The organism is Methylobacterium sp. Gmos1 (genome assembly GCF_053764715.1).
Map to the genome: position 1 here is coordinate 58,763 of NZ_JBSNCC010000018.1, position 26,659 is coordinate 85,421.

The 26,659-nt window shown below is 71.4% G+C and carries 28 protein-coding genes; 12 read left to right on the forward strand and 16 right to left on the reverse strand.

Going from position 1 to position 26,659, the window contains the following annotated elements:
* Positions 1-1,665, reverse strand: a complete 1,665-nt coding sequence (locus tag ACS5PV_RS25895; RefSeq protein ID WP_455398212.1) for an electron transfer flavoprotein-ubiquinone oxidoreductase — start codon at positions 1,663-1,665, stop codon at positions 1-3.
* Positions 1,666-1,859: 194 nt separating this feature from the next.
* On the opposite strand from ACS5PV_RS25895, the gene ACS5PV_RS25900 reads away from it, so the two are divergent.
* From ACS5PV_RS25900 to moaB, 3 genes are all read left to right on the forward strand, one after another.
* Positions 1,860-2,759, forward strand: coding sequence for a uracil-DNA glycosylase (locus tag ACS5PV_RS25900; protein ID WP_455398213.1), 900 nt, complete (start codon positions 1,860-1,862; stop codon positions 2,757-2,759).
* A gap of 107 nt (positions 2,760-2,866) precedes the next feature.
* Positions 2,867-3,772, forward strand: coding sequence for a KPN_02809 family neutral zinc metallopeptidase (ypfJ, locus tag ACS5PV_RS25905; RefSeq protein ID WP_455398214.1), 906 nt, complete (start codon positions 2,867-2,869; stop codon positions 3,770-3,772).
* Positions 3,772-4,365 (forward strand): molybdenum cofactor biosynthesis protein B, encoded by a 594-nt coding sequence (gene moaB, locus ACS5PV_RS25910; protein ID WP_455398215.1) that lies wholly within the window; start codon positions 3,772-3,774, stop codon positions 4,363-4,365. Before ypfJ ends, moaB begins: the two co-directional genes overlap by 1 nt.
* Here moaB and ACS5PV_RS25915 read toward each other — a convergent pair.
* Positions 4,331-4,846: a hypothetical protein gene (locus tag ACS5PV_RS25915; RefSeq protein ID WP_455398216.1), complete on the reverse strand. Its 516-nt coding sequence runs from the start codon at positions 4,844-4,846 to the stop codon at positions 4,331-4,333. The two genes, moaB and ACS5PV_RS25915, sit on opposite strands and share 35 nt — an antisense overlap.
* Positions 4,847-4,965: 119 nt before the next feature.
* Here ACS5PV_RS25915 and ACS5PV_RS25920 point away from each other — a divergent pair, with 119 nt between their 5' ends.
* Positions 4,966-6,078: a PA0069 family radical SAM protein gene (locus ACS5PV_RS25920; RefSeq protein WP_455398217.1), complete on the forward strand. Its 1,113-nt coding sequence runs from the start codon at positions 4,966-4,968 to the stop codon at positions 6,076-6,078.
* Between the two features lie 503 nt (positions 6,079-6,581).
* The gene (locus tag ACS5PV_RS25925; protein ID WP_455398218.1) at positions 6,582-7,154 is read left to right on the forward strand and encodes a GNAT family N-acetyltransferase; all 573 of its coding nucleotides are present in this window, start codon (positions 6,582-6,584) and stop codon (positions 7,152-7,154) included.
* Here the strand turns inward: ACS5PV_RS25925 and ACS5PV_RS25930 are convergent.
* From ACS5PV_RS25930 to ACS5PV_RS25940, 3 genes are all read right to left on the reverse strand, one after another.
* Complete coding sequence (locus ACS5PV_RS25930; RefSeq protein WP_455398219.1) at positions 7,123-7,989, reverse strand: PCC domain-containing protein; 867 nt, start codon at positions 7,987-7,989, stop codon at positions 7,123-7,125. The genes ACS5PV_RS25925 and ACS5PV_RS25930 overlap by 32 nt on opposite strands.
* Positions 7,986-9,584 carry an acyl-CoA synthetase gene (locus tag ACS5PV_RS25935; RefSeq protein ID WP_455398279.1) on the reverse strand — a complete coding sequence of 533 codons (1,599 nt, stop codon included), beginning with the start codon at positions 9,582-9,584 and terminating at the stop codon, positions 7,986-7,988. The genes ACS5PV_RS25930 and ACS5PV_RS25935 overlap by 4 nt, the downstream gene beginning before the upstream one ends.
* Positions 9,585-9,799: 215 nt before the next feature.
* Entirely contained in the window at positions 9,800-10,393 is a 594-nt protein-coding gene (locus ACS5PV_RS25940; RefSeq protein ID WP_455398220.1) for a ribonuclease HII, read from the reverse strand.
* Between the two features lie 250 nt (positions 10,394-10,643).
* Here ACS5PV_RS25940 and ACS5PV_RS25945 point away from each other — a divergent pair, with 250 nt between their 5' ends.
* The 3 genes from ACS5PV_RS25945 (at position 10,644) to msrB (ending at position 11,722) form a co-directional block, all read left to right on the forward strand.
* Positions 10,644-10,889 (forward strand): hypothetical protein, encoded by a 246-nt coding sequence (locus ACS5PV_RS25945; RefSeq protein ID WP_455398221.1) that lies wholly within the window; start codon positions 10,644-10,646, stop codon positions 10,887-10,889.
* Positions 10,890-10,998: 109 nt separating this feature from the next.
* Positions 10,999-11,151, forward strand: coding sequence for a hypothetical protein (locus ACS5PV_RS25950; protein WP_455398222.1), 153 nt, complete (start codon positions 10,999-11,001; stop codon positions 11,149-11,151).
* Between the two features lie 157 nt (positions 11,152-11,308).
* Positions 11,309-11,722: a peptide-methionine (R)-S-oxide reductase MsrB gene (gene msrB, locus ACS5PV_RS25955; protein WP_455398223.1), complete on the forward strand. Its 414-nt coding sequence runs from the start codon at positions 11,309-11,311 to the stop codon at positions 11,720-11,722.
* A gap of 139 nt (positions 11,723-11,861) precedes the next feature.
* Here msrB and ACS5PV_RS25960 read toward each other — a convergent pair whose 3' ends face one another.
* From ACS5PV_RS25960 to ACS5PV_RS25975, 4 genes are all read right to left on the reverse strand, one after another.
* The gene (locus ACS5PV_RS25960; protein WP_455398224.1) at positions 11,862-12,125 is read right to left on the reverse strand and encodes a YARHG domain-containing protein; all 264 of its coding nucleotides are present in this window, start codon (positions 12,123-12,125) and stop codon (positions 11,862-11,864) included.
* 116 nt (positions 12,126-12,241) lie between these two features.
* Entirely contained in the window at positions 12,242-12,442 is a 201-nt protein-coding gene (locus ACS5PV_RS25965; RefSeq protein WP_455398225.1) for a hypothetical protein, read from the reverse strand.
* A gap of 375 nt (positions 12,443-12,817) precedes the next feature.
* Complete coding sequence (locus tag ACS5PV_RS25970) at positions 12,818-13,090, reverse strand: hypothetical protein (protein WP_455398226.1); 273 nt, start codon at positions 13,088-13,090, stop codon at positions 12,818-12,820.
* A 75-nt stretch (positions 13,091-13,165) separates the two neighbouring features.
* Entirely contained in the window at positions 13,166-13,936 is a 771-nt protein-coding gene (locus tag ACS5PV_RS25975; RefSeq protein ID WP_455398227.1) for a cold-shock protein, read from the reverse strand.
* Between the two features lie 402 nt (positions 13,937-14,338).
* On the opposite strand from ACS5PV_RS25975, the gene ACS5PV_RS25980 reads away from it, so the two are divergent.
* The gene (locus ACS5PV_RS25980; RefSeq protein ID WP_455398228.1) at positions 14,339-15,772 is read left to right on the forward strand and encodes a protein adenylyltransferase SelO; all 1,434 of its coding nucleotides are present in this window, start codon (positions 14,339-14,341) and stop codon (positions 15,770-15,772) included.
* On the opposite strand, the gene ACS5PV_RS25985 is transcribed toward ACS5PV_RS25980, so the two are convergent.
* From ACS5PV_RS25985 to ACS5PV_RS26005, 5 genes are all read right to left on the reverse strand, one after another.
* Positions 15,745-17,370, reverse strand: coding sequence for an ABC transporter substrate-binding protein (locus tag ACS5PV_RS25985; protein ID WP_455398229.1), 1,626 nt, complete (start codon positions 17,368-17,370; stop codon positions 15,745-15,747). The genes ACS5PV_RS25980 and ACS5PV_RS25985 overlap by 28 nt on opposite strands.
* A 205-nt stretch (positions 17,371-17,575) precedes the next feature.
* Complete coding sequence (locus ACS5PV_RS25990) at positions 17,576-20,023, reverse strand: sensor histidine kinase (protein WP_455398230.1); 2,448 nt, start codon at positions 20,021-20,023, stop codon at positions 17,576-17,578.
* Positions 20,024-20,099: 76 nt separating this feature from the next.
* Entirely contained in the window at positions 20,100-20,366 is a 267-nt protein-coding gene (locus ACS5PV_RS25995; protein WP_455398231.1) for a hypothetical protein, read from the reverse strand.
* A gap of 41 nt (positions 20,367-20,407) precedes the next feature.
* On the reverse strand, positions 20,408-20,737 hold the full coding sequence (locus ACS5PV_RS26000; protein WP_455398232.1) for a hypothetical protein: 330 nt from the start codon (positions 20,735-20,737) through the stop codon (positions 20,408-20,410).
* A 285-nt stretch (positions 20,738-21,022) separates the two neighbouring features.
* Positions 21,023-21,232 carry a hypothetical protein gene (locus tag ACS5PV_RS26005; RefSeq protein WP_455398233.1) on the reverse strand — a complete coding sequence of 70 codons (210 nt, stop codon included), beginning with the start codon at positions 21,230-21,232 and terminating at the stop codon, positions 21,023-21,025.
* 911 nt (positions 21,233-22,143) lie between these two features.
* Between ACS5PV_RS26005 and ACS5PV_RS26010 the strand changes: the two genes are divergently transcribed.
* A complete protein-coding gene (locus ACS5PV_RS26010; protein WP_455398234.1) occupies positions 22,144-23,793 on the forward strand; it encodes a porin in 1,650 nt (549 codons plus the stop codon).
* A gap of 347 nt (positions 23,794-24,140) precedes the next feature.
* Here ACS5PV_RS26010 and ACS5PV_RS26015 read toward each other — a convergent pair whose 3' ends face one another.
* Entirely contained in the window at positions 24,141-24,422 is a 282-nt protein-coding gene (locus ACS5PV_RS26015; RefSeq protein ID WP_455398235.1) for a hypothetical protein, read from the reverse strand.
* A gap of 243 nt (positions 24,423-24,665) precedes the next feature.
* Here ACS5PV_RS26015 and ACS5PV_RS26020 point away from each other — a divergent pair, with 243 nt between their 5' ends.
* Complete coding sequence (locus tag ACS5PV_RS26020) at positions 24,666-25,337, forward strand: glutathione S-transferase family protein (RefSeq protein WP_455398236.1); 672 nt, start codon at positions 24,666-24,668, stop codon at positions 25,335-25,337.
* A 4-nt stretch (positions 25,338-25,341) separates the two neighbouring features.
* On the opposite strand, the gene ACS5PV_RS26025 is transcribed toward ACS5PV_RS26020, so the two are convergent.
* A complete protein-coding gene (locus tag ACS5PV_RS26025; RefSeq protein WP_455398237.1) occupies positions 25,342-25,851 on the reverse strand; it encodes a DUF2147 domain-containing protein in 510 nt (169 codons plus the stop codon).
* Between the two features lie 375 nt (positions 25,852-26,226).
* Here ACS5PV_RS26025 and ndk point away from each other — a divergent pair, with 375 nt between their 5' ends.
* Positions 26,227-26,649, forward strand: coding sequence for a nucleoside-diphosphate kinase (gene ndk / locus ACS5PV_RS26030; RefSeq protein ID WP_048429253.1), 423 nt, complete (start codon positions 26,227-26,229; stop codon positions 26,647-26,649).
* The last annotated feature ends 10 nt before the right edge of the window (positions 26,650-26,659 follow it).

Below are 26,659 nucleotides of genomic sequence, written 5' to 3' on the forward strand. Positions count from 1 at the left end.
TTACATGTTCACGTAGTTCGGCCCGCCCGGGCCCTCCGGCGTGACCCAGTTGATGTTCTGGTTCGGGTCCTTGATATCGCAGGTCTTGCAGTGGACGCAGTTCTGCGCGTTGATCTGATAGCGCGGCTCGCTCTCCTCCTCGATCCACTCGTAGACGCCGGCCGGGCAGTAGCGGCCGGACGGCCCGCCGAACACGTCGTGCTCGGAGGACTTCTGCAGGCCCATGTCCTTGACCTGGAGGTGGACCGGCTGGTCCTCCTCGTGGTTGGTGTTCGAGAGGTAGACCGACGAGAGGCGGTCGAAGGTCAGCACCCCGTCGGGACGGGGATACTTGATCGGCTTCACGTCCTTGAGCGGCTTGGTGCAGGCGTAGTCCGGCTTGCCGTGGCTCAGCGTGCCGAACAAGGACAGGCCGGCGAGCTCGTTGAGCCACATGTCGAGGCCGCCCAGGCCCACGCCGATCACCGTGCCGTACTTCGACCACAGCGGCTTGACGTTGCGCACCCGCTTCAGGTCGTAACCGATCGGGCTCGAGCGCCAGCCCTCTTCATAGGAGGTCAACTCGTCCTGGGCCCGGCCGGCGGCCAGCGCCTCGTGGATCGCGCCGGCAGCCTGCATCCCCGACAGCACCGCGTTGTGCGAGCCCTTGATCCGCGGCACGTTGACGAAGCCGGCGGAGTCGCCGACGAGGCAGCCGCCCGGGAAGACGAGCTTGGGCACCGATTGCCAGCCGCCCTCCATGATCGCGCGGGCGCCGTAGCCGATGCGCTTGGCGCCCTCGAACACGTCGCGGATCATCGGGTGGGTCTTGAAGCGCTGGAACTCCTCGAACGGCGACAGGGTCGGGTTCTCGTAGTTCAGGTGGGTGACGAACCCGACCGAGACCAGATGGTCGTCGAAGTGGTACAGCCACGAGCCGCCGCCGGCCTTGTTCGGCAAGGGCCAGCCCATCGAGTGCTGCACCAGCCCCGGCCGGAATTTCTCCGGCTTGACCTGCCACAGCTCCTTCACGCCGAGCCCGTACTTCTGGTGGTCGGAATGCTGGTTGAGGCGGTAGCGGTCGATCAGCTTCTTGGTCAGCGAGCCGCGGGCGCCCTCGCCGAACACCGTGTACTTGGCGCGCAGCTCCATGCCGCGGGTGAAGTCGTCCCGCGCCTCGCCCGAGCGGGCGACGCCGAGGTCGCCGGTGGCGATGCCGACCACCGCGCCGGCCTCGTCGTAGAGAATCTCGGCGGCCGGGAAGCCGGGATAGATCTCGACGCCGAGCTCCTCCGCCTTGCGGCCGAGATACTTCGTCACGTTGGAGAGCGAGCCAACGAAGTTGCCGTGGTTGCTCATCAGCTTCGGGAAGGCGACGTTCGGCAGGCTGATGCCGCCGGCCGGCCCGAGGAACATGAACTCGTCCTTCACCACCTCGGTCTTGAGGGGGCGGTCCGGGTCCTCGCGCCACCCGGGCACCAGGCTGTCGAGCCCGCTCGGGTCGATGACGGCGCCCGACAGGATGTGCGCACCGACCTCGCCGCCCTTCTCGACCACCACCACCGACACCTCGGTGCCGGCCTCGGCCGCGAGCTGCTTGAGCTGGATGGCGGCAGCCAGCCCGGCCGGGCCCGCTCCGACGATCACCACGTCGAAGTCCATCGCCTCGCGTTCCGGCAGCTCCATCCTGGTCCTCCCCTTGTCTCTCGATAGTTCACATATAAACGATCTTGGGCCGCCTCAAGCGGTTCCGTGGCGCGGACCGTGCGACGGCGTGTCCCCGGGCGCAAGCATCCGCCCCCGGTCGCACGCCCGAGAATGCCTGTGCGCGCCCTGTCGCACCTGTTGTCCACAGCCGCCCGGCACGCCACATCGTATCTATGACAGCCGACGCTCCCGACAGCCGCGACCTGCTCTCCTTCCTCGACTTCCACGTCGCGGCGGGCGTCGACGTCGCGCTGGACGAGACGCCGCACGACCGCTTCGCCGAGCCGGAAGCGCCGCGCCGCGCCGCGCGGGAGGCGGCCGAGCCCGAGGCGCTTCCCCGCCCCGCGCGCGAGGCGGAGCGGCCGCCGTTCGAGGAGCCGGCCCGGGCCGCGCCCGCACGCCCGCCGGAACCTCCGCGCGCGGAGGCGCCCAGCACCTACGGCCGCTCCGCCGCCGCGGCCCCCGGCGAGGCGGCGGGCGACGCGCGCGAACTCGCCGCCACCGCCGCGAGCCTGGAGGAGCTGGAGGGCCTGCTCGCCCGGTTCGAGAGCTGTGCGCTCCGCTTCACCGCCAAGAACCTCGTCTTCGCCGACGGCAACCCGCAGGCGCGGGTGATGTTCGTCGGCGAGGCGCCCGGCGCCGACGAGGACCGGATCGGCAAGCCGTTCATGGGCCGCTCGGGCCAGCTCCTCGACCGGATGATGGCGGCGATCGGGCTCGATCGCTCGAACGCCTATGTCGGCAACGTCGTGCCCTGGCGCCCGCCGGGCAACCGCAACCCGACCCCGCAGGAGCTCGCGACCTGCAAGCCGTTCATCGAGCGGCAGATCGCGCTCGCCGATCCCGACATCCTGGTCTGCCTCGGCGGCGTCGCCACGCAGGCGCTCGCCGGCACCAAGGACGGCATCCTGAAGTCGCGCGGGCGCTGGTTTCCCTACCGCACGCACAAGCGCGAGATCCGGCTGCTCGCCACCCTGCATCCGGCCTACCTGCTGCGCCAGCCGCTCCAGAAGCGCCTCGCCTGGCGCGACTTCCGCGCCTTGCGCGCCGCGCTCGACGAGGGCGAGCGTTAGCCTCTCTCAAGCGGAACCGTGCCGGCTCCCGTCGATTACCCTTGAGCCTCGGGCCTGCGCCGCGTAGCCGTCGCGGCCAAGGTTCACGGGCCAACGGGTAGCTGACCATGCGCTGGGAAGATTTTCGCACGTCCGACAACGTCGAGGACCGTCGCGGCGAGGGCGGCGGCGGGGGAGGCTTCGGCTTCCCGGGCGGCGGCGCCGGGGGCCTCGGCATCGGCACCATCGTGATCCTGTGCATCATCGGCTGGGTCACCGGCATCAACCCGGCGATCCTGATCGGCGGCGCCGAGACCGTGACCCGCCAGCGCGCTCCCCAGGAGCAGCAAGGCCAGCCGCAGCCCGACCGCCGCACCGGCGCTCCCACCGACCAGACCGGCAAGTTTGCCGCCGCGATCCTCGGCAACACCGAGGACGTGTGGAGCCAGGTGCTGCCGAACCAGACCGGCCGGCAATACACCCCGACCACGATGGTGCTCTATGCCGGCGGCACCCGCAGCGGCTGCGGCCAGGCCCGGGCCGCGATGGGGCCGTTCTACTGCCCGCTCGACAAGAAGGTCTATCTCGACACCTCCTTCTTCAAGGAGATGGAGCAGAAGTTCCGGGTCAAGGGCGACTTCGCCTACGCCTACGTCATCGCCCACGAGGTCGGCCACCACGTCCAGGACGTGCTCGGCATCCTGCCCAAGGTCCAGCGCAAGCAGCAGCAGGTCGACGAGCGCGAGTCGAACGCCCTCTCGGTCCGCGTCGAGCTGATGGCCGACTGCCTCGCCGGCGTCTGGGCCAAGAACTCCGACGACCGCTTCAAGGCGCTGGAGCCCGGCGACATCGAGGAGGCGATGCAGGCCGCGAGCGCCATCGGCGACGACCGCCTGCAGAAGCAGAGCCAGGGCTACGTCGTGCCGGATTCCTTCACCCACGGCTCTTCGGCCCAGCGCATGCGCTGGTTCCAGACCGGCTATCGCAGCGGCCAGACCCAGTCCTGCGACACCTTCCGGGCCTCGCAGCTCTGATGGCAGGTCCCGACCAAGGCCGCCTCGACACGGCCCGGGATTTCGTGCCGCTGAGCATCGCGGTGCTCACGGTCTCGGATACCCGCACGCTCGCCGACGACCGCTCGGGCGACACGCTCGCGGATCGGCTGGAGGCGGCGGGCCACCGCCTCGCCGCCCGGGCGATCGTGCCGGACGAGGTCGAGGCGATCAGCAGTCAGGTGAAGGCCTGGGCGGCGGATCCGGGCGTCGACGTCGTCATCACCACCGGCGGCACCGGTTTCACCGGCCGCGACGTGACGCCGGAGGCGCTGGAGCCGTTGTTCGAGAAGCGGATGGACGGCTTCTCGGCCGTGTTCCACCGCATCTCCTACGACAAGATCGGCACCTCGACCCTGCAATCGCGGGCGACCGCCGGCGTCGTCAACGCGACCTACGTGTTCGTGCTGCCGGGCTCGCCCGGCGCCTGCCGCGACGCCTGGGACGGCATCCTGGCCGCCCAGCTCGATTACCGGCACCGGCCGTGCAACTTCGTCGAGATCATGCCGCGCCTCGACGAGCACCTGAAGCGGGGGGCGATTACCCCCGCAGCAAAGCCGCCCGCAGGGGCCTGACCGGCAGGCGCGCCTTCAGCGGCAGGCCGGCCCGCAGGGCCTGCACCCGCACGAGGTCGCCGGCCCGCACCTGCCGGGTCCCGGTCAGCGCCTCGCGCCGGCCGGCGATCCGCTCGAACAGGGCGGCGTGCGGGCGGCGCAGCCGGCCGACCGCATCCGTGGTGGTCGTGGCGCCGAACCGGTCGAGGACGCGGATCCAGCCCTCCGCCGGCACGTCGCCGGCCTCCAGGCACAGCATCCAGGGCCGGCGCGCCAGCCCGGCCGCCGCCACCCACGGGCTGCGCCCCCGCGCCACCAGGGCGGCCCCGGTGCTCTCCGCCATGGTATCGACCTCCGGGTCGTCCGGATGCTCGGCCGCGATCACCGCATCGCCCACCACGCCCGCCGCCACGCCGGTCACGAGGGCCGCCAGGGTGCCGGCGAGGGCGTCGATGCGCTCCGGATCGATCGCGCCCGGGAGATGGATGACTGCCGTGAACATGATCGCGCCATAGCGGATGGCGGGCGGCGCGTCCTGCCTCGATCGTTGGCATTTCCGCCGGAGCTTGCGTTCGTTCCTGTTTTGTTCGAAGCTCGGCCGCGATGCGCGGGGAGGGCGGGATGGAAACGGGATGCGGACGGGCGTCGCGCCGCCTCGCCGGGTCGACGCTGGCGGCGGAGAGCCGCCGCGGGCGCGGCGCCACCGCCAACCCGAGCGGCCGGTTCGAGCCGGCCGCGCGCGAGGCCTTCGCCGACGGCTGGGAGATCGCGGAGGACCTGCCGCCGCTGCGCACCGAGGTGACGCTGGAGCGCGCTCGCAGCATCATCACCCGCAACACGTCGCCCGACATCGGCTTCGACCGCTCGATCAACCCGTATCGCGGCTGCGAGCACGGCTGCGTCTACTGCTTCGCCCGGCCGAACCACGCCTATGCGGGGCTCTCGCCGGGGCTCGACTTCGAGACGAAGCTCTTCGCCAAGCCCGACGCGGCATCGCTCCTGGAGCGGGAATTGTCGGTGAAGGGCTACGCGCCGCGCACCATCGCGCTCGGCACCGCGACCGACCCCTACCAGCCGATCGAGCGGCGCTACCGCCTGACCCGCGGCATCCTCGAGGTGCTGGCGCGCTTCCGCCACCCGGTCGGGCTCGTCACCAAGTCCGACCTCGTGCTGCGCGACCTCGACATCCTGGCGCCGATGGCGGCGCAAGGCCTGGTGAAGGTCGCGCTCTCGGTCACCACCCTCGACCCCGACCTCGCCCGGCGGATGGAGCCCCGCGCCCCGCGCCCGGAGAAGCGCCTGGCGGCGATCCGGGCGCTCGCGGAAGCCGGCGTGCCCGTGATGGCGCTGGTGGCGCCGCTGATCCCGGGCCTCAACGACCACGAGATCGAGGCCGTGCTCGCCCGCGCCCGGGATGCGGGGGCGAGCGAGGCCGGCGGCGTGCTCCTGCGCCTGCCGCACGAGCTCGCCGACCTGATGCGCGACTGGTTCGCCGAGCACTATCCCGACCGGGCCGGACGGACCTTCGCGCTGCTGAGCCAGGCGCGAGGCGGCAAGGTCTATGACGCGACCTACGGCCGGCGCTTCACCGGGACGGGCCCCTATGCCGACCTCCTGGACCAGCGGATGCGCGTGGCGATGACGCGGCTCGGGTATCCGGCGGAGCGGGTGCGGCTGCGGACGGACCTGTTCCGGGTCCCGGTGGGAGTGGGTGGGCAGTACAGCTTGTTCTGAGGTGTAGGGGCATCGCCAAGCGTAGCACTGGAATCCTACTCTCCCCGCGGGCGCAGGGCTGTCCGGGGGAAAAAATGGCGCGTCTCCCCTCTCCAGGCGATGCCGGGCTTGCCCGGTATCGCTGCAAGGTGTGGGAGAGGGGCCGTGGGGATCGAAGATCCCGCGTGAGGGTGACACGGTTCAGTGTGAAGCGCTGAGCGTGGTGCTGGCAGCTCAACCGTCAGAGTTTAACCAGGCACCGTGTCACCCTGCGCGATCTTCGATCGCCCCTACCCCTCTCCCACACCTTGCAGCGATACCGGGCAAGGATCACTCGGCAAGCCCGGCATCGCCTGGAGAGGGGATCCCGCGCTTGATTCTAAAACGGGATTTTCCCCGAACAAACCTGCCTCTGCGGAGGAGTGGTAAAGCCGCACCATTTCTTTCCCCGGACAGCAATTCTGCAGCCCGCACCGACAAACGATCGATTCTGACGCTGAGGTAAGTTCTGCTATCCTGCCGCCATGCCCGGCCAGCCCTCGCCCACCCTCGACACTCCTCGCCTCCACCTCCGCCTCGTCGCCTCCGAGGACGCCGAGGCGACGAGCGCCATGATGACCCCGGCGGTGAGCCGGTGGCTCGCCTTCTGGCCGCTGCCCTTCACCGTCGCGATGGCGCGGGAGCGGATCGCGATGGCGCACGCCCTGACGGAAGCCGGACAGGCGCTCTCCATGGCGGTGACCGCCCGCGACACCGGCGAACTCCTCGGCTGGATCATGCTGCACCGGACCCGCGACGATCCGCGAACCGCCACGCTGGGCTACTGGCTCGGCGAGGCCCATCACCGCCGGGGTATCCTGCGCGAGGCGGCCGACGCGCTGCTCCCGGTCGCCGCCGCGTGGCTCGACGTCGACCGGATCGAGGCCAGCGCGCACCCTGAGAATGCCGGCTCCTTCGCGGTGATGCGGGCCTGCGGCATGCGCTTCGAGCGCGAGGCGGTGATCCACGCCCCGGCCCGCAACCGCGACGAGCTCGTGCACATCTATGCGGTCGCGCGCGACGCCCTCACTCCGCCGTCAGGCACAGCTCGAAGGTGATGCAGGCGGCGTTGGCGCCGCGCAACAGGACGCCCTCGTGGATGGCGCCCGCGACGTCCACCACCGCGATGTCGAGATGGGCCGTGAGGCCGCCCTCCGGCCCCGGCCGCACGGTCCCGTCGCGGATCAGCACCTCGCTGGCATCCGTGGGAATCACCCGCCCGTCGGCGAAGGCCGGCCGCACGATGCTGCCGATGCCGCGCACCCGCGCCGCCGAGAGACCATGGGTCCGGGCCGCCGCCTCGATCGCCGCATGGATCTCCTCGTTCGGCTGGATCTTCAGGAGCAGACAGCCGGACTGCGCCCCCGACAGCGGGACCGGGGTGAAGAGCGGGAAGTTGGTCTCGGCATCCGGGATGACCCGCCAGGCCGCCTCCGCCGTGCCCCAGACCTCGACCCGCACGGCCTGTGCGATCACCACCTCCGCCGGCAGCAGGTGGCCGGCGCGGCGGCGCCCGTCGGGCTCAATCCAGGTGCCGTGCACGTGCAGGAACGCGGCGCCATCACGCTCGCCGAAGGTGGCGCTCGCCCGCTCCAGTCGGGTCGTGCCCTCGGGCCGGAAGGTCTCGCTGTAATAGGCGGCAAAGCGCGGATCCGACGACAGCGCCGGCATCACGTAGGAGAAGGGCGAGAAGGCCCCGCCCGAGAGATGCACCACGCCGCCCCGCATCCCGGCTTCAGTGAGCGGTCGTCCGACGGCGTCGAGGAGGGTATGCCCCGGCGCGAGATCGAAGGCGCGGTGGATCGGGGCGCCGCCGGCGGCGAGCCAGCGCTCGGGCCGCGCAGGCCCGGGCTGGGCGAGGGTGGCGAAGGGCCGTACCAGGGGCGCGCTCATCCCTGTGCCTTCTCGCCGAGAAGTCCCGCCGCCTCGAGTTCGTCCCGCACCATCTTCTTGGTGATCTTGCCGTAGCCGGATTTCGGCAGCGACTCGCGCAGGATCACCCGGCGCGGCAGCTTGTAGCGGGCGACCTTGTCGAACAGGAACGCCATCACGTCGTCCTCGGAGAGCGCCATGCCCTCGCGCGGGACGCAGACCGCGATGCCGATCTCGCCCCAGGTCGGGTCGGGCACGCCGAGCACCGCCGTCTCGGCCACCGCCGGATGGGCCAGGATCTTCTCCTCGATCTCGCGCGGGTAGATGTTCGAGCCGCCCGAGATGTACATGTCGGAGGCGCGGCCCGTGATGTACAGGAAGCGCTCCTGGTCGAGGTAGCCGAGGTCGCCGGTGCGGAACCAGCCACCGCGAAACGCCTCGGCATTGGCCTTCGGATTCTCCCAGTAGCCGGCAAAGACCGCGGGGCCGCAGACGCAGATCTCGCCGTTCTCACCGGGAGCGACCTCGCGCCCGTCCGGGTCCTGGATCTGCACCTGCATGCCCGTGCGCTCGAAGCCGCAGGTGCCGATCTTCACCGCCGGCCCGTCCTCGGCCTCGTGGAGGGCGGGAGGCAGCACCGTGATGTTGCCGGTGACCTCGCCGAGGCCGAAATACTGCACGATCACCTTGCCCAGCGTGCGCAGGGCTCGCTTCTGGTCCTCGCGGTACATCGGCGCGCCGGCATAGATGATGTATCGCAGCGAGGAATGGTCGTTGGCCCCGACCGCCGGGTGCTCGACCATCATCTTCAGGATCGTCGGCACGGTGAACATGTTGGTGATGCGGTGGCGCGCGACCAGGCCCCAGACCTCCGCGGCGTCGAAGCGCTCGGAGGCCGGCAGCACCGAGGTCACGGCCCGGGCGATCTGCGCCACCGCGTGCACCCCGGCCCCGTGCGAGAGCGGCGCCACCACCAGCGAGGCGTCGGTCTCCGCGCTCGTGCCCGGCATCAGGTCGCAGAGGTGGTTGGTGACCACGAAGGCCATCTGGCCGTGGGTCAGCACCGCGGCCTTCGGCTTGCCGGTGGTGCCGGAGGTGTAGAAGAACCAGCACGGGTCGTCGTGCTCGACCGCCGCGTTCGCGACCGCGCTCCCCGCGCCCTGCGCCACCACGTCCTCGTAGGCCTCGCCCGCGGCCGGGCCCTCGCCGATGACGACGACGCGGGTCAGCGACGGGCAGGCCTCCCGCACGGCGGCGACGTGGTCGGGGTAGTCGGCGTGGCACAGGAACGCGACCGCGCCCGATTGCTGCGCGAGGTAGGCGACGTCGCCGGGCATCAGCCGAAAATTCGTCGGCACGAACACCGCGCCGAGCCGGAACGCCGCGACCATGATCTCCAGGATGGCGTTGCCGTTGCGGGCATGGACCAGCAGCCGGTCCCCCTTGGCGATGCCGCGCTGCCTGAGCGCGCCGGCCAGCGCCGAGACCCGGGCGTCGAACTCGCTCCACGTCCAGCTGCGCTCGCCCCAGACGATCGCCGGGCGGTCCGGATGCCGGGCGGCGGCCTGGGTGACGAAATGGGCGAGGTTCATCACCCGGCGCGACATCGGGGTCATCATCGGGCGGCCCTCGGGGTCGTGGTGGTCACGGTCGGTCTCCTCCCTGGCGGCGCCGGCCATTCGGCTCGTTGCGCGTGGGAGGAGCTTACGACGCTCCTAGCGGGAAGCGGAAGCGCCGGCCGCGCATGGGCCGCCTCATTCGGTTTCCGCATCGCTCAAGAGCCGCGCGGGCTCGTGACATTAGATACGGAAGATGACCTCCGGATCTCATGTCAGGTCTTCGACTTGAAGCTCAGCCGATGGTGGCGCGTGAGGCCGAGGCGCACCATCGCGGCCCGGTGCGCGGCGGTGCCGTAGCCGACGTTGCGCTCCCAGGCATAGGCCGGGTGGCGCGAGGCGAGCGCCCGCATCAGCCGGTCGCGCGCCACCTTGGCGACGATCGAGGCGGCGGCGATCTGCGGCACCAGCCGGTCGCCGCCGACGAGGGCCCGGCAGGGCAGGGGCAGGCCCGGGGGGACGTCGCGCCCGTCCACCGCCACCTCCGCCGCGAGGCCGAGGCGGGTGACGGCGCGGCGCATGGCGTCGAGGGTGGCGGCGCGCACGTTGATCCGGTCGATCAGGTCGCGGGAGGCGCCGGCGAGCGCCACGCGGCCGGCGGCGGCGATCCGCGGCGCCAGACGCTCGCGGGTGGCGGCGTCGAGGCGCTTGCTGTCGTCGAGGGCTTCCAGCAGGTCGGGGGGCAGGCCGGCCGGATCGAAATGCACCGCCGCGACGATCACCGGGCCGCACAGCGCGCCGCGGCCGACCTCGTCGCAGCCGATGAGGACGGGGTAGCGGGCGGCGTGTCTGGCATCGAACGGGCGCATCGCGCAGATGTGCGCGCGTTCCGGTTTCGAAATCCCTGCGCGCACAACCGGTGACGTTCCCTTTCGGCCGGCGCGGCGCGATGATCGCTCCCACGAAGGCGCGTCGGAGCGCCGGACCGGGGAGGATGCACCAGCGCCCTGCGCGTCGATGACGCGCCCGTGCCTGTTCCGCAGCTTCTGGCACGCGGCGTGCCGCTCCCGGTATCCGGCCCCGCTCGGCCCGGATTCAACCGCTGGAGGTACGCCGCACATGAAGGTCGCCCTCGCCGTCGCCGCGCTCTCCCTCGTCCAGCCCGCGCATTCCTGGTACCCCTTCGAGTGCTGCTCGGACCAGGATTGCGAGCCGATCTCCGACGCCGTCGAGGTGCCGGGCGGCTACCAGACCCACGGGATCTTCGTGCCGATGGCGAAGGTGCGGCCGAGCCAGGACGGGCGCTACCACTGGTGCCACCGCGGGACTTACGTGTTCTGCTTCTTCGCACCGCTCGCAGGCTGACAATTCGCTTGGCGGGCGGACGGCCTGCTGGCACCTGTGGGCGACGGGTGCGTTCCCGAAGGGCAGGGGAGCCCGACACCGGGGACGCCCGAGACGAAGAGGAGGATGCATGACCACGCCGCCGCGGCAGAGCCCGCTCCTGGCGCTCGCCCTGCCCGTCGCGCTGCTCGCCGGGGCCCTGACGATCGGGTTCTGGACGCTCGACCACATCCGGATCGCCCGCGCCCGGGCGCTCGCCGTGCAGATGTGGATGCAGCCATAAGCCAGACCTCGGCCATTTTGGTCGGCGCGTCCGGGCCTGGCTCGGCACGGTCGGACCTCCCCGCACCGGGGGCGCTGCCGCACCCCCTCGCCGGATGCGGTGCCCGCCACCATCTTGTGTTCCCGTCACTTGAAGAGACGCGACGAGGAGAGGCCCGATGGCCGCGACCGAGACCGGCACCGCCGAGACCCGCACCGACGCGGAGTGGCGCCGGACCCTGACGCCGCAAGCGTACCGCGTGCTGCGCGAGCACGGCACCGAGCGCCCGGGCACCAGCCCGCTCAACCAGGAGAAACGGGCCGGCACCTTTACCTGCGCCGGCTGCGGCCAGCCATTGTTCGACGCCGCCACGAAGTTCGAATCCGGCACCGGCTGGCCGAGCTTCTCGGCTCCCCTCGACGGTGCGGTGGAGACCCAGACCGATCGCTCGTTCTTCATGACCCGGACCGAGGTCCATTGCGCCCGCTGCCAGGGCCATCTCGGCCACGTCTTCGACGACGGCCCGGCCCCGACCGGCCTGCGCTACTGCATGAACGGGGTGGCGATGGGGTTCGAGCCGGAAGAGGGATGAGGGGACCGGGCCGTCCGGACAGGGCCGCGTGCGGACCTTCCCCCTCGGTCACCGTCGTGGTTCGTAACGGGAGAGGGCGCCTCTCGCCGCCTCACGTCGTCTCTCCCGCCCTGCGAACCACCTCAAGGCCGAACGCCGATCAGGGCGCACACCGCATCGCCCGCTCCATGGATGCGATCTCGGCGATCTCGGCGCGCTGGCGCGCGGAAAGCGGCACCTCCGCCTGGTCGTCGTACCGGCAGCCGGCATTGCCGAAATTTCGGATCGCCCTGGCGGTCTTGAAGCAGTAGCCCGCCTCCTTGAAGATCATGTTCCGCTGGTACCAGAACTCGTCGCAGGATTGCGCTAGCGAGGGCGTTGCGCCGCCGAGGACCAGCACGGCGGCGATCGCAGCTTTCTTCATGACGCGCGTCCCGTTCTGAAGGAGCGAGGCGGCAGGGAGGGCGGGAGCCGCGACCGCGCATCTCGAGCCCCGCGCGACGGCATCCGCCCCTCCATCCCGGCTGGATGCGGCCCGGGTCAGGCCCGCGCGGCCGCGCGTCCCGGCCGCGGCTTCCTGACCGCGTCGTTGTAGGGCGCGTTGTAGGCGCGGCGCACCGAGGCCCAGTAGGCCTCGCGCTCGCGGGCCGAGAGGCGGCCGAGCGCCGCATTGAGCGCGGCCTCGCCGGCGGCTTCCAGCCCGCGCAGCTGGTCCGGGGTGACGTCGTGAACACTGGTCATGGTGGAGGAGTCCCGAGCCCGGTTGGGTTCGGCCGGCACCATGCCACAAGCGCGGCGGTTCCGCACGCCTCCGCTTGTTCCACGGCAGCGTCGCCCTACAGCATTTTTCGGTTCGGACCACCGATGCAGCCGGGTGCGAGACGGGGACCGACGCGACGGGCAGGCGCTACCGCATCGTCGCCGACGGCCATCAATTCTCCCTGTGGGATCACGGGGCGCGAGCCCGGACGCGCCGACGGATGGTCACCGACACTGACGTCGCCCGCCGGATCAAGGCGGCGCCCTTCGTCGTCGCTCGAGGCGCGTGCTCGGCACTCTCAGCACGCGGGGCACGTGCTTGGCGCTCTCCGCACGCGAGGCGCGTGCCTGGCGCTCTCAGCGAGTACCGCCCCTCGCCCCGGAGGACAGGGCCGGGTTGCGGTCGGCGGCCCGGGCGGCGCTCGGCGGCAAGCCGTCGGCACCTTGCGGCCCGCTCCAGGCGGGGAGGGGTGTGCCGGGCCTTGCGCCCCCGCGCGCGGGCGCGTGGCGCTCCTTGCCCCAGCCGTAACCGGCATTGACCCCGGCATAGAAGCCGGTGAAGTCCTCGGCCGCCGCGGCCGGCGCAGCGACGGCTCCCGCCAGGGCGAGACCCGCCAGGACGGCGCACAAACGGAAAGGAGCGGTGGCCAGGGGCCACCGCTCCGTCCGTGTCGATCGATCACTCGGGCGACAGCGCACCGAGGATCAGTCCACGCTGATGCTCTGAGCCTCGCGGCCCTTCATGCCCTCGACCACGCCCATGGTGACCGGCTGGCCCTCGGCGAGGGACTCGAGGCCGGCGCGGGCGAGCGCCGAACGGTGGATGAAGACGTCCTTGCCGCCGTCATTCACCGAGACGAAGCCGAAGCCCTTGGCCGGATCGTACCACTTCACGGTGCCGCTCATCTCGGTCGACGGACCGGAGGCGAAGCGGCCACCGCCGCCACCGCGCTCGGGACGGTCGCCGAAGCCGCCACCGAAGCCGCCGGCACGCGGCGGACGGGGGTCGCGACGGACCGGAGCCTCGGCCGTGCTGGTGTCCACGCTGGTGATGTTGGTCACCTGCGGGCCCTTCTGGCCCTGCGCGGTCTGGACGGTCAGGCGGGTGCCCGGCATCAGATCCGCGTGGCCGGCCGCCTCGACGGCGCGGATGTGGAGGAAGGCGTCGCCCGAGCCGTCGCCGAGCTCGACGAAGCCGAAGCCCTTCTCCTTGTTGAACCACTTGACCGTCGCGTCACGCTCCGGCCCCGAGGGGGCGGCGTTGCGCGGTCCGCCGCGGTCGAAGCCACCGCCGCCGCCGCCGAAGCCGCCGCCGCCGTAACCACCACCGCCGCCACCACCGTAGCCGCCGCCACCGCCACCATAGCCACCGCCGTAGCTGCTGCCCTGCGGCGCCTGGTCAGGCCACCGCGGCTCGCCACCACCCTCGTCGAAGCCGCGACGGCGCGGCTCCCTGAAATCACGACCACGTCCCATTAGAAGCTCGCCAAAACGTAAAAACCGCCGACCACCCTTGTACCCCGGTGCGCCCTGTCGCTGACAGCCAACGCCTCAGGATCGTTCCATTCCCGGCTGCGGTGACCAAGATGACCGCCACACTCCTGACGCAACTCAGACCGTACCGCAAGGCGGATCTGCCACGCGTGGCGATGACAGGGGTTACTTTCTCACGTCGCAGCGCGGATTGACAGCCCGATTCGGCATCTTTTCCCCGTGTCCAAGATGCACCAGTGTGGCGTATGAGCACGGTCCCGCGCGCCTGCGGGCATGGATTTGCGTGTGCCGGGCTCGACGGGACGAGGCGAGACGCTGCCCGGGACCCCGCCGAGACCGCGACGCGTTGCCCGCCCATCCACCGCTTCACACGCCGAGGTTCCGATGCCGGCCCCCTCCCTTCGCCCGTCGCGCCGCCACGCCGATCTCGGCCCCGACTTCTACGACGTCGTCGTGCCCGCCCGCTTCCCGGCCCACATCCTGCGCCACCGCAACCAGGCATGGGCCGAGCGGGTGGGCCTCGGCGCCCTCGCCGACGAGGAGTGGATCGCGCATTTCGGCCGCTTCGAGCCCCTGCCCGGCAGCTTTCCCGAGCCGCTGGCGCTACGCTACCACGGCCACCAGTTCCGCAGCTACAACCCGGATCTCGGCGACGGGCGCGGCTTCCTGTTCGCCCAGCTCCACGACCTCGCCGACGGGCGCCTGCTCGATCTCGGCACCAAGGGCAGCGGCCAGACGCCGTGGTCGCGCACCGCCGACGGCCGCCTGACCCTCAAGGGCGGGGTGCGCGAGGTGCTGGCCACCGCGATGCTCGAGGCGCTCGGCGTCGAGACCTCGAAGTCGTTCAGCCTGATCGAGACCGGGGAGGCGCTGGTGCGCGGCGACGAGCCGTCGCCGACCCGCTCCGCCGTGCTGGTGCGGCTCAGCCACTCGCACATCCGCATCGGCACCTTCCAGCGCTTCCGCGCCTACGACGACACCGACAACCTGCTCCGCCTCCTCGACCACACCGTGCGCACCTACCTACCCGAGGCCTGGCGCGACGACCCGGCCGACCGGGCGGCGGCCTTCCTCGCCGACGTCTGCCGACGGGTCGCCCGGATGGGTGCGCAGTGGATGGCGGCGGGCTTCGTCCACGGCGTGCTCAACACCGACAACATCAACGTCACCGGCGAGAGCTTCGATTACGGCCCCTGGCGCTTCGCCCCGGTCAACGACCCGGCCTTCACCGCCGCCTATTTCGACGAGTACGGCCTCTACGCCTTCGGGCGCCAGCCGGAGGCCTTGGGGTGGAACCTCGCGCGGCTCGCCGAGTGCCTGCTGCCGCTCTCCGACGAGGCGCGGCTGGGCGCGGCCATGGACGCCTACGGCCCGGCCCTGCAGGAGGCCTTCGCGGGAGCGATCCTGCGCCGTCTGGGCCTCGCGGTGCCGGCCGACGAGGCCCTGATGCACGCCCTCGTCGGCGCGTTCTGGGCCTTTTTGCAGCAGAGCCGGGCGCCGTTCGAGCAGGTCTTCTTCGACTGGTACGGCGGGCTGGCGAGCGAGGCCCGCGCCGCCCGCAGCCCGGCCGCCGCGCATTACACGGCCGAGGGATTCGCGCGGGTGCGCCGGGCGCTCGAACCGCTCTCGGCCGATCCGGCGGCGCGGCTCGACCACCCGTACTTTTCGAAGGAGACGCCCTGCACGATGCTGATCGACGAGGTCGAGGCCCTGTGGGCGCCGATCGCCGACAGCGACGACTGGTCGGCCTACCACGCCAAGCTCGCGGCGATCGCCGAGATGGCGCAGGCCTACGGCACGGCGCCCGCGGCGCCCTGAGACGGGGGAGTCGCGGCCCCGCGCGGCTCGGGGCCGTTCAGGCCGACGCCGCGGAACAGGTGCCGGCCGAGGGGATCCATGCGGTAGCCCGTCACCTCGCGCCGCGCGGCGACGAACACCGCCGAATGGGCGATCGGCACCCACGGCACCTCGCGGGCGAAGACGGCTTGCGCCTGCCGGTAGAGCGCGGCCCGGCCGGCCTGATCGGACAGGCGCCGGGCCCTGGTCACCAGGGCGTCGAAGGCGGGGTCGCACCAGCGCGCGACGTTGCTGCCGCCGGGCCGGGCCGGGATGCAGCCGAGCAGCACGCCGAGGAAGTTGTCGGGATCGCCGTTGTCGGCGGTCCAGCCGAACAGCGCCATCGCCGGCACGCCGGCCAGCATCTTGGCCCGGTAGGCGCTCCACTCGTCGGTGAGCAGCCGCAGCCGCACGCCGATGCGGGCGAGGTCGGCCTGGATCATGTCGGCGACGCGCCGGCCGTTGGGATTGTAGGCCCGGCTCACCGGCGGATACCACAGCTCGGCCTCGAAGCCGGACGGAAAGCCCGCCTCGGCGAGCAGCTTCTGCGCCGCCGCCCGGTCGAGGGGCGGGTCGCGCAGCGCCGGGTCGTGGCCCCAGAGGTTCGGCGGCAGCGGCGAGCGGGCCGCGGTGCCGCCCGGGCCGTAGATGCCCTCGACGATCGCCGCCTTGTCGATCGCCATCGCGACGGCGCGGCGCACCCGCAGGTCGTCGAAGGGCGGCCGCAGCACGTTGAGGGCGAGGTAGCCGATGTTCAGCTCCTCCTCGCGCATCAGGGTCAGCGCCGGATCGGCCCGGATGGACTCGAGGTCGGAGGGGTTGGGGAACGGCATCAGGTGGCACTCGCCGGCCCGGACCTTGGCGAGCCGCACCGCCGCGTTGGGGGTGATCGAGAAGACCAGGCTGTCGATCGACTGGCGCCCGCCCCAGTGCTCCGGAAACACGCGGTAGCGCAGCGCGACGTCGGGCTGGAACGCCACGAAGCTGAACGGCCCGGTGCCGATCGGCTCGCGGTCGAAGCGCTCCGGCTCGCCGGCCGCCAGGAGCAGGCCGGCATATTCCGCCGACTGGATCGACCCGAGCGTCATGGCGATGTTCGGCAGGAAGGTGGCGTCGGCCTCGCGCAGGCGGATGCGCACCGTGCGGGGATCGACCGCCTCGACCGCCTCGATCAGCTCGGGCAGGCCGAGATCGCGAAAGTAGGCGTATTGCCCGCCGGAGACGGCGTGGAACGGGTGATCGCTCCGCCACTGCCGGGAGATCGAGAACACCACGTCTTCGGCGGAGAGCGGCCGGGTCGGCCGGAACCGGGCGTTGCGGTGGAAGGCGACGCCGGGCCGCAAGGTGAAGGTGTAGTCGCGCCCGTCCGGGGAGATCGTCCAGGACTCGGCGAGGCTCGGGCGGATCGTGGTGGTGCCGGGCTCGAACGCCACCAGGGTGTCGAAGACCGGCCAGGCCGCGTCCATCCCGGTCGTCGTGGTGACGAGCTGCGGGTTGAGCGATTCGGGATTGCCCTCGGAGCAGAACACCAGCGTCCGGGCCGCGGCCGGGAGCGCCGCGAGGCAGAGAAGGACCGTCAAGAGGGCCGGCTTTGCGCGAAGGAACGCCCGGAGCCGCCCCGCGACCTGGCCGCCCGTGCCGCCTCGTCGTGTCCTGCCCGGCATCGCTCCCCCGCCTCTACGCCGCTGCCGCCTCGCCCCGGGCGAATCGATCCATCGCCCGTCGGATATGTCCCGCCGTATCGTACACACAGACAAGGATAAAATACCTATCCGGGACGGCCCCCTACTGTGCTGCCACACGCCTCTCCGCGCCCGCCGGCGCGAAGCTCGGCGCGGACGTCGACCGGGCGAGGCGGGCCGGGAACTCGACCCGCACCATCGTGCCGCTGCCCTCCCGGCTCTCGACCGCGATGCGGCCTTGGAGCTGCCCGGTGACCAGGTTGTAGACGATGTGCATGCCGAGCCCCGAGCTGCCGCGGTGGCGGGCGGTGGTGAAGAACGGGTCGAAGATCCGCTCCCGGTCCGCCGCCGCGATGCCGCGCCCGTCGTCGCGCACCTCGAGGCGCACCCAGCCGCCGTCATGCGCCGCCGCCCCCGGAGGGGCGGGGACCTGGGCGACCGCGACGACGATGCGCCCGGGCTGCCCGTCCGCGAAGGCGTGCACCACCGCGTTCTTGACGAGGTTGGTGATAACCTGGGCGAGTGCGCCCGGATGGGTGTCGACCTCGTACTCCCCGCCCTCGAACGCCTCCAGTTCGAGGCGGTGCCCGCCGCGGCGCAGGAGCGGGCCGAGGCTGCGCAGCAACTCCCCCAGCCACTCGCGCAAGGAGAAGCGGCGGTGCTCGTCGCTCACCCGGTCGACCGCGACCTGCTTGAAGCTGTGGACGAGGTCCGCCGCCCGGGCGAGGTTGGCGGTCAGAAGGTGCGAGCCCTCCTGCATCCGCTCGACGAAGTGCGAGAGGCGCGAGCGCGAGAGCTGGCCGGTCCGCGCCACCTCGCCGAAATCCCGCGCCTCGTCGCGCACCAGGGTCGCGGTGGTGAGCGCGATGCCGAGCGGCGTGTTGATCTCGTGCGCCACGCCGGCGACGAGCTGGCCAAGGGATGCGAGCTTCTCGGCCTGGATCAGGTCGGACTGGGTCTGGCGCAGCTCGGCCAGGGTCCGGTCGGCCTCCTCCTTGGCCCGGCGCAGGGCCCGCTCGCGCCGGCCGATCTCCTCGACGAACATCGCGGTGGCCCGCGCCATGTCGCCGAGCTCGTCGCGCCGGCGCCCGACCGCCTCGCCGACGTCGCCGCCGCCAAAATCCCTGCCTCCGAGCACGCGCCGGGACGGATCGGCGGCGAGCGCCAGCATGCTGCGCTGGAGCTGGCGCAGGGGCCCGGTGATCGAGTGCGCCGCCGCGAGCCCCACCGTCGAGCCGACCACCAGGCCCGCGCCGGCGCCGACGAGCAGCAGGCGCAGCAGGAAGGTGCCGAGGCGGTCGCCGTCGTCGATGAAGATCTCGTTGAGGCTGCGGGCGGTCTCGCCGATCACCGCCGCCAGGCCGTCCATCGCCGCGATGCCCTCGTTCTGCCGGCGCAGGCCCTCGACCGTGGTGCCCAGGCGCTCGCGCCAGCCGTCGATCGCGTCGATCATCTCGCCCTGGATCAGCGGCGAGATCGGCAGGGCGGCGGCGGTCTCGGACAGGCGCCGCCCGTCCTCCAGCATCGCGGCGGCCGCCGGCACGTCGCGCCGGCGCAGGGCCTCGGCGGTGCGCTGGCCGAGCTTGAGGGTTTCCAGCGCGATGTTCTGGGTCGCCTGCTCGGTCTCGTTGGCCTGCACCGCGTAGGAGAGGAGCTGCGTGACCTCGTCGTGCAGGGCGCGCTGGGCCGATCCGTCGATCTTGAGGACCCGCTCGCACCATTCGTCGAGGACGTTGACCGGGGAGGGGAGCGGCGCGTGGTCAGGGACCGTGCCGCCGGACGCCAGCGGGCGCGGCTCCTCGGCCCCGCGCCAGGCCTCGTAGGCGGCGGTCAGGATCAGCAATTCCTCCGCCTCGCGCCCGCGCCGGTCGCCCTTGAGCGCCGCCGCGAGGTCGCGGGCGGCGTTGCGCACCTGCGTCATCGTGGAGGGCGCGCCGCCGGGAGTCTTCCCGGATCCCGTCCCAGACCCCTTGGCGGCCTCGATCTCGGCCTGCGCCACCAGGGCGCGCAGCTCGTTGACGGCGCCGACCACGTCGCGGACCTGGCGCAGGGTGGCGGCCTTGTCGGTGAGGGAGACGACGAGGTCGGTGTTGGCGGCGCGCTGCCGGTCGCGGGCCTGGTCGGCGAGGCTCATCAGGGCATCGGCGCGGGCGGCCATCTCGGCGATCAGCCCGTCATTCTCCCGGGTGATCCGCACCAGGGCCTGCATCTGCTCGATCGAGTCCCGCAGCGCGTCGCGCGCCGCCTCGATGCGCGCGGCCTGGTCCGGGGTGCGGGCGTAGTGGCGCAGGTCGTCGAGGGAGCCGGCCGACTCGGCCGTCAGGCGGGCGAAGCGCTCGGCATGGTCGGTGCGCTCGGCCGGGCGCGCCGCCACGAACTCGTCGCGCACCGTCGTCGACAGGGTGAGGGTGCGGTAGATCGCGCCCGCCAGCACCGCGCCGTCGCGGGCCTTCCCGGCCTGGGCGAGCAGGAGCCAGCCCGCGAGCGCGATCAGCGCCGCGATGGCGATCGGCAGACCGCCGACCAGGAAGATCTTGTGGCCGACCCGCATCGAGGTCCCGTTCCGCCGCGGGTGCCGACTATGCATTATTTATCAAGGTCTGCCAGCGCCGGGGCATCCACCCGCCTCATCCCGGAATCGGCGGCCGCGCGGCCGTCCGGCCGTGTGTCCCGGCGGCAGGGCCCGGACGGCCCGTCGTCGCCCGGCCCCCGCCGGCCTGCCGCCTCGGGCGGGGCGCCGGAACCGGCATCGCCGGCCGGGCCAGGACGAGGGGAGCCGGCCGGCAGCCGGTGCAGCGGCCCGGACCCGCACCGAGCAGGGCGCGCAGCGCCTCCAGCCCGGCGGGATCGCCGTCGAGGAGCGCGTCGAGGCGATCGGCGCTGAAATGGGGCATGACGGTCTCGCGGTCGGCGGCCTCGTCGCATCGGTCCGGCGTCAGCCGACCGAGACCCGGCCCGGCATCCGCGCGGGCGAGGCGGGGCGCTGCTCCTCGATCATCCGCACCGGCCGGCGCGGCGGGGCGCCCTCCGGCCGCGAGCAGGTCTCGGGCCGGTAGGGCCAGGCGGCCTCCGCGCAGGCGCGCTCGGCGGCCGGCGCCGTCGAGACCGGGAGCGCGCGGGGCATCGCGGCGGGGGCCTCCACGGCCATATCGACGGGAGCCGTCCCGCGGGCGTCCTCGGTCAGGTGGGCAGCCGTCGTCTTCGTCATCTCGACGATGCCGGCCGTCAGCATCGCACTCATCAGGATCACTCGCGCCACGATCATCTTCGCCTCCTCGCAGCCCGTTATGTCCCGGGCTCTTGTGGGGGGCGGTATAGGGGCGGTGCATGTCCGCGATTTTGCGTCGGAGCGCCAATTCCGCCCGATCGGGGCGGATCGTGTTTCGTCGGCTGCACTGGACGAAACATTCCGGGGTGCAGCATGCGCGCAAAAAATCCCCCGCTCCGGCAGGAGCGGGGGACCGATGTCGTCGGCCGAAACCTGGCGCGGCCGCGGATCGCCGACGAAGCCGTCGCGTCACGCCGGCCGGCCCGGATCACCCGGGCCGGGTCACTCGGCCGGGATCTGCTCGGCGGTGAAGTGACCGCACCAGTCCTGCCCGGCGACGACCGGCCAGAGGCCGTGGCCCTGCGGCTCCGGCTGGCTGACCGGGGGGTTGTAGCGGCACAGGCCCTGGTCGCCGGTGGCGGCGGCGCCGTTGAGCTTGTGGTCGTCGAAGTAGCGGCAGCTGCTGCAGGCCGCGCCCTGGGTGATCGCCATCGTGGTCTCTCCCATCCGGTGAGCCGTCGCCCGGCCCCGTCAGTTGCTAATTAGAACAACTAAAAACTAAGGGCAAGGGCCCGTTTGGAGGAACCTCGGGCCCATCGACGCGTGGCGGGGGCCGCTCGATGCACCGGGCCCGGCACTCTTCCGCAGGACCACGTCGGGCCGCCGGCACGCCGGCCGCTCCGCGATCCAGGCCCGACCCCTGCGGACGGGCGGCGCAAGCCGGTGGACCTGCGGGTGCCGCCACGCTGGGGATATCTGCCGCCCGGCGACGCTGTCCCGGGCGCGGCTGCGCGTTGATTCGCCTGCCGCCCGATCGGACCGACGGCCCATTTCCGCCGCGGAGCCGGATCGCCATCGATGCGGCGGCGACCGGCGGAGCCGGGGCAGCCGTGGAAACTCCACCTATCCTGATAATGACGGGTTGCGCGGAGCGGCTATGCGCTGCCGGCGCCGATGAAACACAACACGATGCATATCTTCATGTAGCAATATTCATGATCTAACAAAAACTATCGTGTTCTATATTGGATTTTTCAAGAGCTTTTCTACTTTGTTAGCGCAACGCATCGGCGTAGATAAGCGTCATTCTGCCCACTGTTAGATCTTGAAGATTATGTTAGTTCAAGATCGACATCTAAGATATGGCACAGTCACAATGTGGTGATTCTGCCACATTCTCCGGTCAAGGCGGCTTCCAACGTCTGTTAGATCTTGGAAACGATTGATCAACCCGGCCTCATGAAAGATTGTTCCGTCGCACCGCATGAAGTCAGGTGCGGTTCGGCCGAACCTGAACGGCGGCCGAATCTTCGGGGGCATAAGAGGGACATGGTCTCGAGGCCGGCAAGGTCTTCGGAACAGAGTCGTTCACCCCTTTCGGGTCCGAAATCTTGGAGGTCTCTATGAAGCTCGTGAAGAGCCTTCTTCTCGGGTCGGCCGCTGGCCTGACCGTTGTTGCCACCGCTCACGCCGCCGACCTGCCGGTCAAGAAGGCCGTGCCCGTCGAGTACGTCCGCGTCTGCTCGACGCACGGCGCCGGCTTCTTCTACATCCCGGGCACCGATACCTGCCTGCGCGTCTCGGGCCGCGCCCGGTTCCAGGCCACCTACCTGCAGAGCTACTACCGCGGCGGCGTCGCCGGCGGTGGCGACCTCACCGGCTTCCAGGGCCTCGGCCGTCTGAACCTCGATGCCCGCACGGCGACCGGCTACGGCACCCTGCGCGCCTTCGTGCGCTTCGACCTCGCCTACGGCACCGGTCCGTTCCTCGCGTCCGGCACGCAGCGTCTCGCCGGCACCGGCTTCCCGGGCCAGGGCGTCGACACCTTCGGCCGCTCGATCACCACGGTGAACGTCGACAAGGCCTTCATCCAGTTCGCCGGCTTCACCGCCGGTCGCGCCGCCTCGTTCTTCGACTTCTACGCCCACGACCTCGAGTTCATCGCGTCGTCGCTCGGCTCCGACATCTCCTCGACCAACCTGCTCGCCTACACCGCGACCTTCGGTCAGGGCTTCTCGGCGACGCTGTCGATGGAAGACCCGCTGCTGCGCAAGACCCCGATCTTCGGCAGCGGCACGGCCGGCTCGAACTTCGTCAACTACCAGGTCTTCACCGCCGGCTCGGGCAACTTCACCCCGGTCATCGGCACCAACGCCTTCGGCCAGCCGGTCATCGCCGACTACGACGTCGTCCAGCGCCAGCGCCTGCCCGACTTCGTCGGCGCGCTCCGCTACGACGCCGCCTGGGGTTCGGCCCAGCTCTCGGCCGCCGTGCACGAGATCAACACCGCCAACGCCGCCTCGGTCCGCAACTTCGGCGCCTTCTCGACCGTCGGCGCGGTGGCTCCGCGTCCGGGCAGCGAGTACGGCTGGGCCGTCCAGGGCGGCCTGAAGATCAACCTGCCGTTCATCGCCGCCGGCGACCTGCTGTACCTGCAGGGCTCGTACGGCGAGGGCGCCCTGCGCTACACCGGCTACAACGCCTGGCTCGGCGGCTACACCGCTTCGGCCACGCTCGCCGCCGGCACTGGGCTCGGTACCTCGCTCGTCGACGCGGTCGTCAATCCGGTCACCGGCAAGCTCGACCTGTCGACCTCGTGGACGGTCGCCGCGTCGTACCTGCACTACTGGAGCCCGGAGTGGCGCTCGGCGGCGTTCGGCAGCTACGGCGAAGTGGCGTTCGGGCGGGCCAGCCGCGCGAATCTCGGCCTCGTGAACCAGATCAGCGGCTTTGCCACCTCGTCGCTGCCGAGCCCGTTCGCTCCCGGCTTCGCCTTCTCGAGTCAGCTCCGCGACACCAACCAGCTGATCGTCGGCGCCAACCTGATCTGGTCGCCGGTGCGTGACCTCGACATCGGCCTCGAGGGCAACTACGCCCGCCTGGCGACCCAGAGCGGCCGCGTGATCGACCAGAACAAGGCCCCGGGCGTCAGCGCGGCAGCCGTCGCCAGCGTCGTGAACGGCGTGCCGTTCAACGCCGCCGGCGTCGCCCTGCCGACCACCAACGCCACCGACACGTTCCAGATCCGCATGCGCGTTCAGCGCGACTTCTAAGATCTCGGAAGTTCAGACATCGGGGGCCCCGGCGCGAGCCGGGGCCCCTTTTTTCGTTCGCGCGTCATGAGGACAAGAAAAAAGGCGCACTCGGGGAGTGCGCCTTGCAGGTGCCCTGGGTCTCGAAACTCAGGATGTCATTTTCTAACAGCATTCAAGCGCATATTCAACTGTCATATCTGGCGTCACATCGATCATCGCAATAAAATTTCGCGGCCGGCAAGAACTACCAACGTCAGGCTTCGGACCCTGGCACCAGTCGCGGATGGGCGAAGCGCGATCCCGCCGGCGGGCCCAGCGGCCGCAGCGGCGCGCGCACCGATCCCTCGCGCTCGCCGAAAGGGCGGTCAGGCCCGCTGCTCCTTCAGGCGGCGGACGCAGCGGCTGTAATATTGCGGCCAGCGCGGCCCCTGCGACGCCTTGTCCGGCGGCGCGAGGGCGCGCCACTCGGCGCCGCACCGACGCTGGCGCTCGCGGGCGGCGAGGCTGCGCGGGCTGGGCTCCCGGCGCGGGGCGACCTCGGTCCTCTGGGCCGCGGGACTCGGAGCCGCCTGGGCGAGGGCCGCGGCGGGGGCGGCGACGAGGAACGCCGCCAGGCAGGCACGGAGGAAGGGAGACGGCAGGCTCATCGGGGGAGGCTCGCGGCAGGCGCGCCGCCGGATCGACGGGCGCGGGACCGAGACTGCCACAGCCTGACGCAGGGGCAAGAGGTGCGGGCACCGGGCCTGGATTCTCGCCGCGACACCGGTGCAAGATCGTCGATTGAGACAACCTTCACCCTGTACAGGCCGGGCCCGGGCCTGTTTACCTCTCCCTGACGCCCGATGCGCGACGGACGCTCCCGTCCCCGCCGTGCCAGAAGGACCAGCCGCATGTCGGCCGTGACGACGCCGCCGATCGACCTCTACTACTGGACGACGCCGAACGGCTGGAAAGCCTCGATCATGCTCGAGGAATGCGGCCTGCCGTACCGCATGGTGCCGATCAACATCGGCAAGGGCGCGCAAGCAGCACCCGACTTCCTGGCCGTGTCGCCGCACGGCAAGATCCCGGTCATCGTCGACCCGGACGGACCGGGCGGCACTCCGATCACGGTGTTCGAGTCGAACGCGATCCTGCAATACCTCGCCCGCAAGACCGGGCTGTTCTACCCGGCCGAGGAGCGGGCCCGCATCGCGGTCGACATCTGGCTGTTCTGGCAGGCGGCGAATTTCGGTCCGGCCCTCGGCCAGACCCACCATTTCCGCATCTACGCCTCGGAGAAGATCCCCTACGCGATCGAGCGCTTCACCGCCGCGACGACGAAGCTCTACGCCACCCTCGACGCGCAGCTCGGCCGCCATCCGCACGTCGCGGGCGACGACTACACCATTGCCGACATCGCGATCCTGCCCTGGGCCAAGCTCTGGGAGCGCCAGGGGCAGAACCTCGCCGACTTTCCGAACGTCGCTGGCTGGATCGACCGGATGAAGGCCCGCCCGGGGGTCCAGCGCGGCTTCCGGCTCAAGCCGGACCCGGAGGAGGGGCCGGGTCCGGGCCGCTGAGCGATCAGTTCGCGGTGGGCTTCGCTTTCGCCGGCGCGGCGTGGGCGGCGGCCGGCACGGCCTGGGCGAACTCCTCGGGCGCCTTGGTCCAGGTCTGCGAGCCGCACAGGATCTTCAGCATGCAGCCGGAGATCGCGAGCTCGCTCGCGGTCTCGCGGCTGATCGAGACGTCGTAGAGCTTCCCTTCCTCGGCGTTGTAGATCTGGCCCTTGTAGGCGCCGTCCTCGGGCTTCAGGCCGTCCATCAGCTGGAGGCCGATCACCGGGCGGCTGCGCTTCTTCGGGTCGGGGTTCTTGATGTCGGTGCGCGGCTGGCCCTGGTCGTTCAGCGGCGTCTTCAGCCACACCACCTTGCCGCAGGCATGGGCGGCACCAGGGCCGCACTTCTCGATCTTGATCTTGGCCCGCCCGTCCTCGGTGAGCCAGGTGCCCGACGGATCGCCGGCGGGAGCCGCGGCGGCGACGCCGGCCGAGAGCAGGGAGGCGGCGAGGGTGGGGATCAGGATCGAGCGCATGCAGGAAGCTCCTGGCTGTCCGCGGACCGGCGCGAGGCGCCGGCGGCGGAAGGCTGAGGGACGCCGCCGCGGGCGAACCGGGCAGCGTGGCCGAAAGGTCACGTCCGAGTCAGGAAGCCCGACCTTTGGGGCGATATTTCGACCGTGTTGCGGCGGCGCCGCATCGGGAGGCACCGCGTGCCGCATCCGGCGGCTCCGTCGCCCCGCCTTCGGCGCTTGAGGGCTGCCGGGCCCACGGCTATAAGCCCGGCGCCGGACGTCCGCTCACGGACCCGGCGCGCGGGCGCTCGCGCCCCGCTTGAGAGCCGGCCCCCCGGGTCCGGTGCCGCGCGGCATTCCCGCCCCCGCCACTGCTATTCTTCGAACGGACGTCCCATGGCCACCGAGCGCACCTTCTCCATCCTGAAGCCCGACGCCACCGCCCGGAACCTCACCGGTGCGGTCAACGCCGTGATCGAGGAGGCGGGCCTGCGCATCGTCGCCCAGCGCCGCATCCGCATGTCCGACGCCCAGGCCAAGAAGTTCTACGAGGTCCACGCCGAGCGCCCGTTCTACGGCGAGCTCGTCGAGTTCATGACCTCGGGCCCGGTCGTGGTCCAGGTGCTCGAGGGCGAGAACGCCGTGGCGAAGTACCGTGAGGTGATGGGCGCGACCAACCCGGCCCAGGCCGCCGAGGGCACCATCCGCCAGAAGTTCGCGAAGTCGGTCGGCGAGAACACCGTGCACGGCTCCGACAGCCTCGAGAACGCCGGCATCGAGATCAAGCAGTTCTTCGACGACAAGGACATCGTCGGCTAAAACGTTTCCC

Excerpts from the sequence above, each read along its gene's own strand:
- ACS5PV_RS25895 (WP_455398212.1), bottom strand. The coding sequence starts at position 1,665 with ATGGAGCTGCCGGAACGCGAGGCGATGGACTTCGACGTGGTGATCGTC.
- ACS5PV_RS25900 (WP_455398213.1), top strand. The coding sequence starts at position 1,860 with ATGACAGCCGACGCTCCCGACAGCCGCGACCTGCTCTCCTTCCTCGAC.
- ypfJ (WP_455398214.1), top strand. The coding sequence starts at position 2,867 with ATGCGCTGGGAAGATTTTCGCACGTCCGACAACGTCGAGGACCGTCGC.
- moaB (WP_455398215.1), top strand. The coding sequence starts at position 3,772 with ATGGCAGGTCCCGACCAAGGCCGCCTCGACACGGCCCGGGATTTCGTG.
- ACS5PV_RS25915 (WP_455398216.1), bottom strand. The coding sequence starts at position 4,846 with ATGTTCACGGCAGTCATCCATCTCCCGGGCGCGATCGATCCGGAGCGC.
- ACS5PV_RS25920 (WP_455398217.1), top strand. The coding sequence starts at position 4,966 with ATGGAAACGGGATGCGGACGGGCGTCGCGCCGCCTCGCCGGGTCGACG.
- ACS5PV_RS25925 (WP_455398218.1), top strand. The coding sequence starts at position 6,582 with ATGCCCGGCCAGCCCTCGCCCACCCTCGACACTCCTCGCCTCCACCTC.
- ACS5PV_RS25930 (WP_455398219.1), bottom strand. The coding sequence starts at position 7,989 with ATGAGCGCGCCCCTGGTACGGCCCTTCGCCACCCTCGCCCAGCCCGGG.
- ACS5PV_RS25935 (WP_455398279.1), bottom strand. The coding sequence starts at position 9,584 with ATGACCCCGATGTCGCGCCGGGTGATGAACCTCGCCCATTTCGTCACC.
- ACS5PV_RS25940 (WP_455398220.1), bottom strand. The coding sequence starts at position 10,393 with ATGCGCCCGTTCGATGCCAGACACGCCGCCCGCTACCCCGTCCTCATC.
- ACS5PV_RS25945 (WP_455398221.1), top strand. The coding sequence starts at position 10,644 with ATGAAGGTCGCCCTCGCCGTCGCCGCGCTCTCCCTCGTCCAGCCCGCG.
- ACS5PV_RS25950 (WP_455398222.1), top strand. The coding sequence starts at position 10,999 with ATGACCACGCCGCCGCGGCAGAGCCCGCTCCTGGCGCTCGCCCTGCCC.
- msrB (WP_455398223.1), top strand. The coding sequence starts at position 11,309 with ATGGCCGCGACCGAGACCGGCACCGCCGAGACCCGCACCGACGCGGAG.
- ACS5PV_RS25960 (WP_455398224.1), bottom strand. The coding sequence starts at position 12,125 with ATGAAGAAAGCTGCGATCGCCGCCGTGCTGGTCCTCGGCGGCGCAACG.
- ACS5PV_RS25965 (WP_455398225.1), bottom strand. The coding sequence starts at position 12,442 with ATGACCAGTGTTCACGACGTCACCCCGGACCAGCTGCGCGGGCTGGAA.
- ACS5PV_RS25975 (WP_455398227.1), bottom strand. The coding sequence starts at position 13,936 with ATGGGACGTGGTCGTGATTTCAGGGAGCCGCGCCGTCGCGGCTTCGAC.
- ACS5PV_RS25980 (WP_455398228.1), top strand. The coding sequence starts at position 14,339 with ATGCCGGCCCCCTCCCTTCGCCCGTCGCGCCGCCACGCCGATCTCGGC.
- ACS5PV_RS25990 (WP_455398230.1), bottom strand. The coding sequence starts at position 20,023 with ATGCGGGTCGGCCACAAGATCTTCCTGGTCGGCGGTCTGCCGATCGCC.
- ACS5PV_RS25995 (WP_455398231.1), bottom strand. The coding sequence starts at position 20,366 with ATGCCCCATTTCAGCGCCGATCGCCTCGACGCGCTCCTCGACGGCGAT.
- ACS5PV_RS26000 (WP_455398232.1), bottom strand. The coding sequence starts at position 20,737 with ATGATCGTGGCGCGAGTGATCCTGATGAGTGCGATGCTGACGGCCGGC.
- ACS5PV_RS26005 (WP_455398233.1), bottom strand. The coding sequence starts at position 21,232 with ATGGCGATCACCCAGGGCGCGGCCTGCAGCAGCTGCCGCTACTTCGAC.
- ACS5PV_RS26010 (WP_455398234.1), top strand. The coding sequence starts at position 22,144 with ATGAAGCTCGTGAAGAGCCTTCTTCTCGGGTCGGCCGCTGGCCTGACC.
- ACS5PV_RS26015 (WP_455398235.1), bottom strand. The coding sequence starts at position 24,422 with ATGAGCCTGCCGTCTCCCTTCCTCCGTGCCTGCCTGGCGGCGTTCCTC.
- ACS5PV_RS26020 (WP_455398236.1), top strand. The coding sequence starts at position 24,666 with ATGTCGGCCGTGACGACGCCGCCGATCGACCTCTACTACTGGACGACG.
- ACS5PV_RS26025 (WP_455398237.1), bottom strand. The coding sequence starts at position 25,851 with ATGCGCTCGATCCTGATCCCCACCCTCGCCGCCTCCCTGCTCTCGGCC.
- ndk (WP_048429253.1), top strand. The coding sequence starts at position 26,227 with ATGGCCACCGAGCGCACCTTCTCCATCCTGAAGCCCGACGCCACCGCC.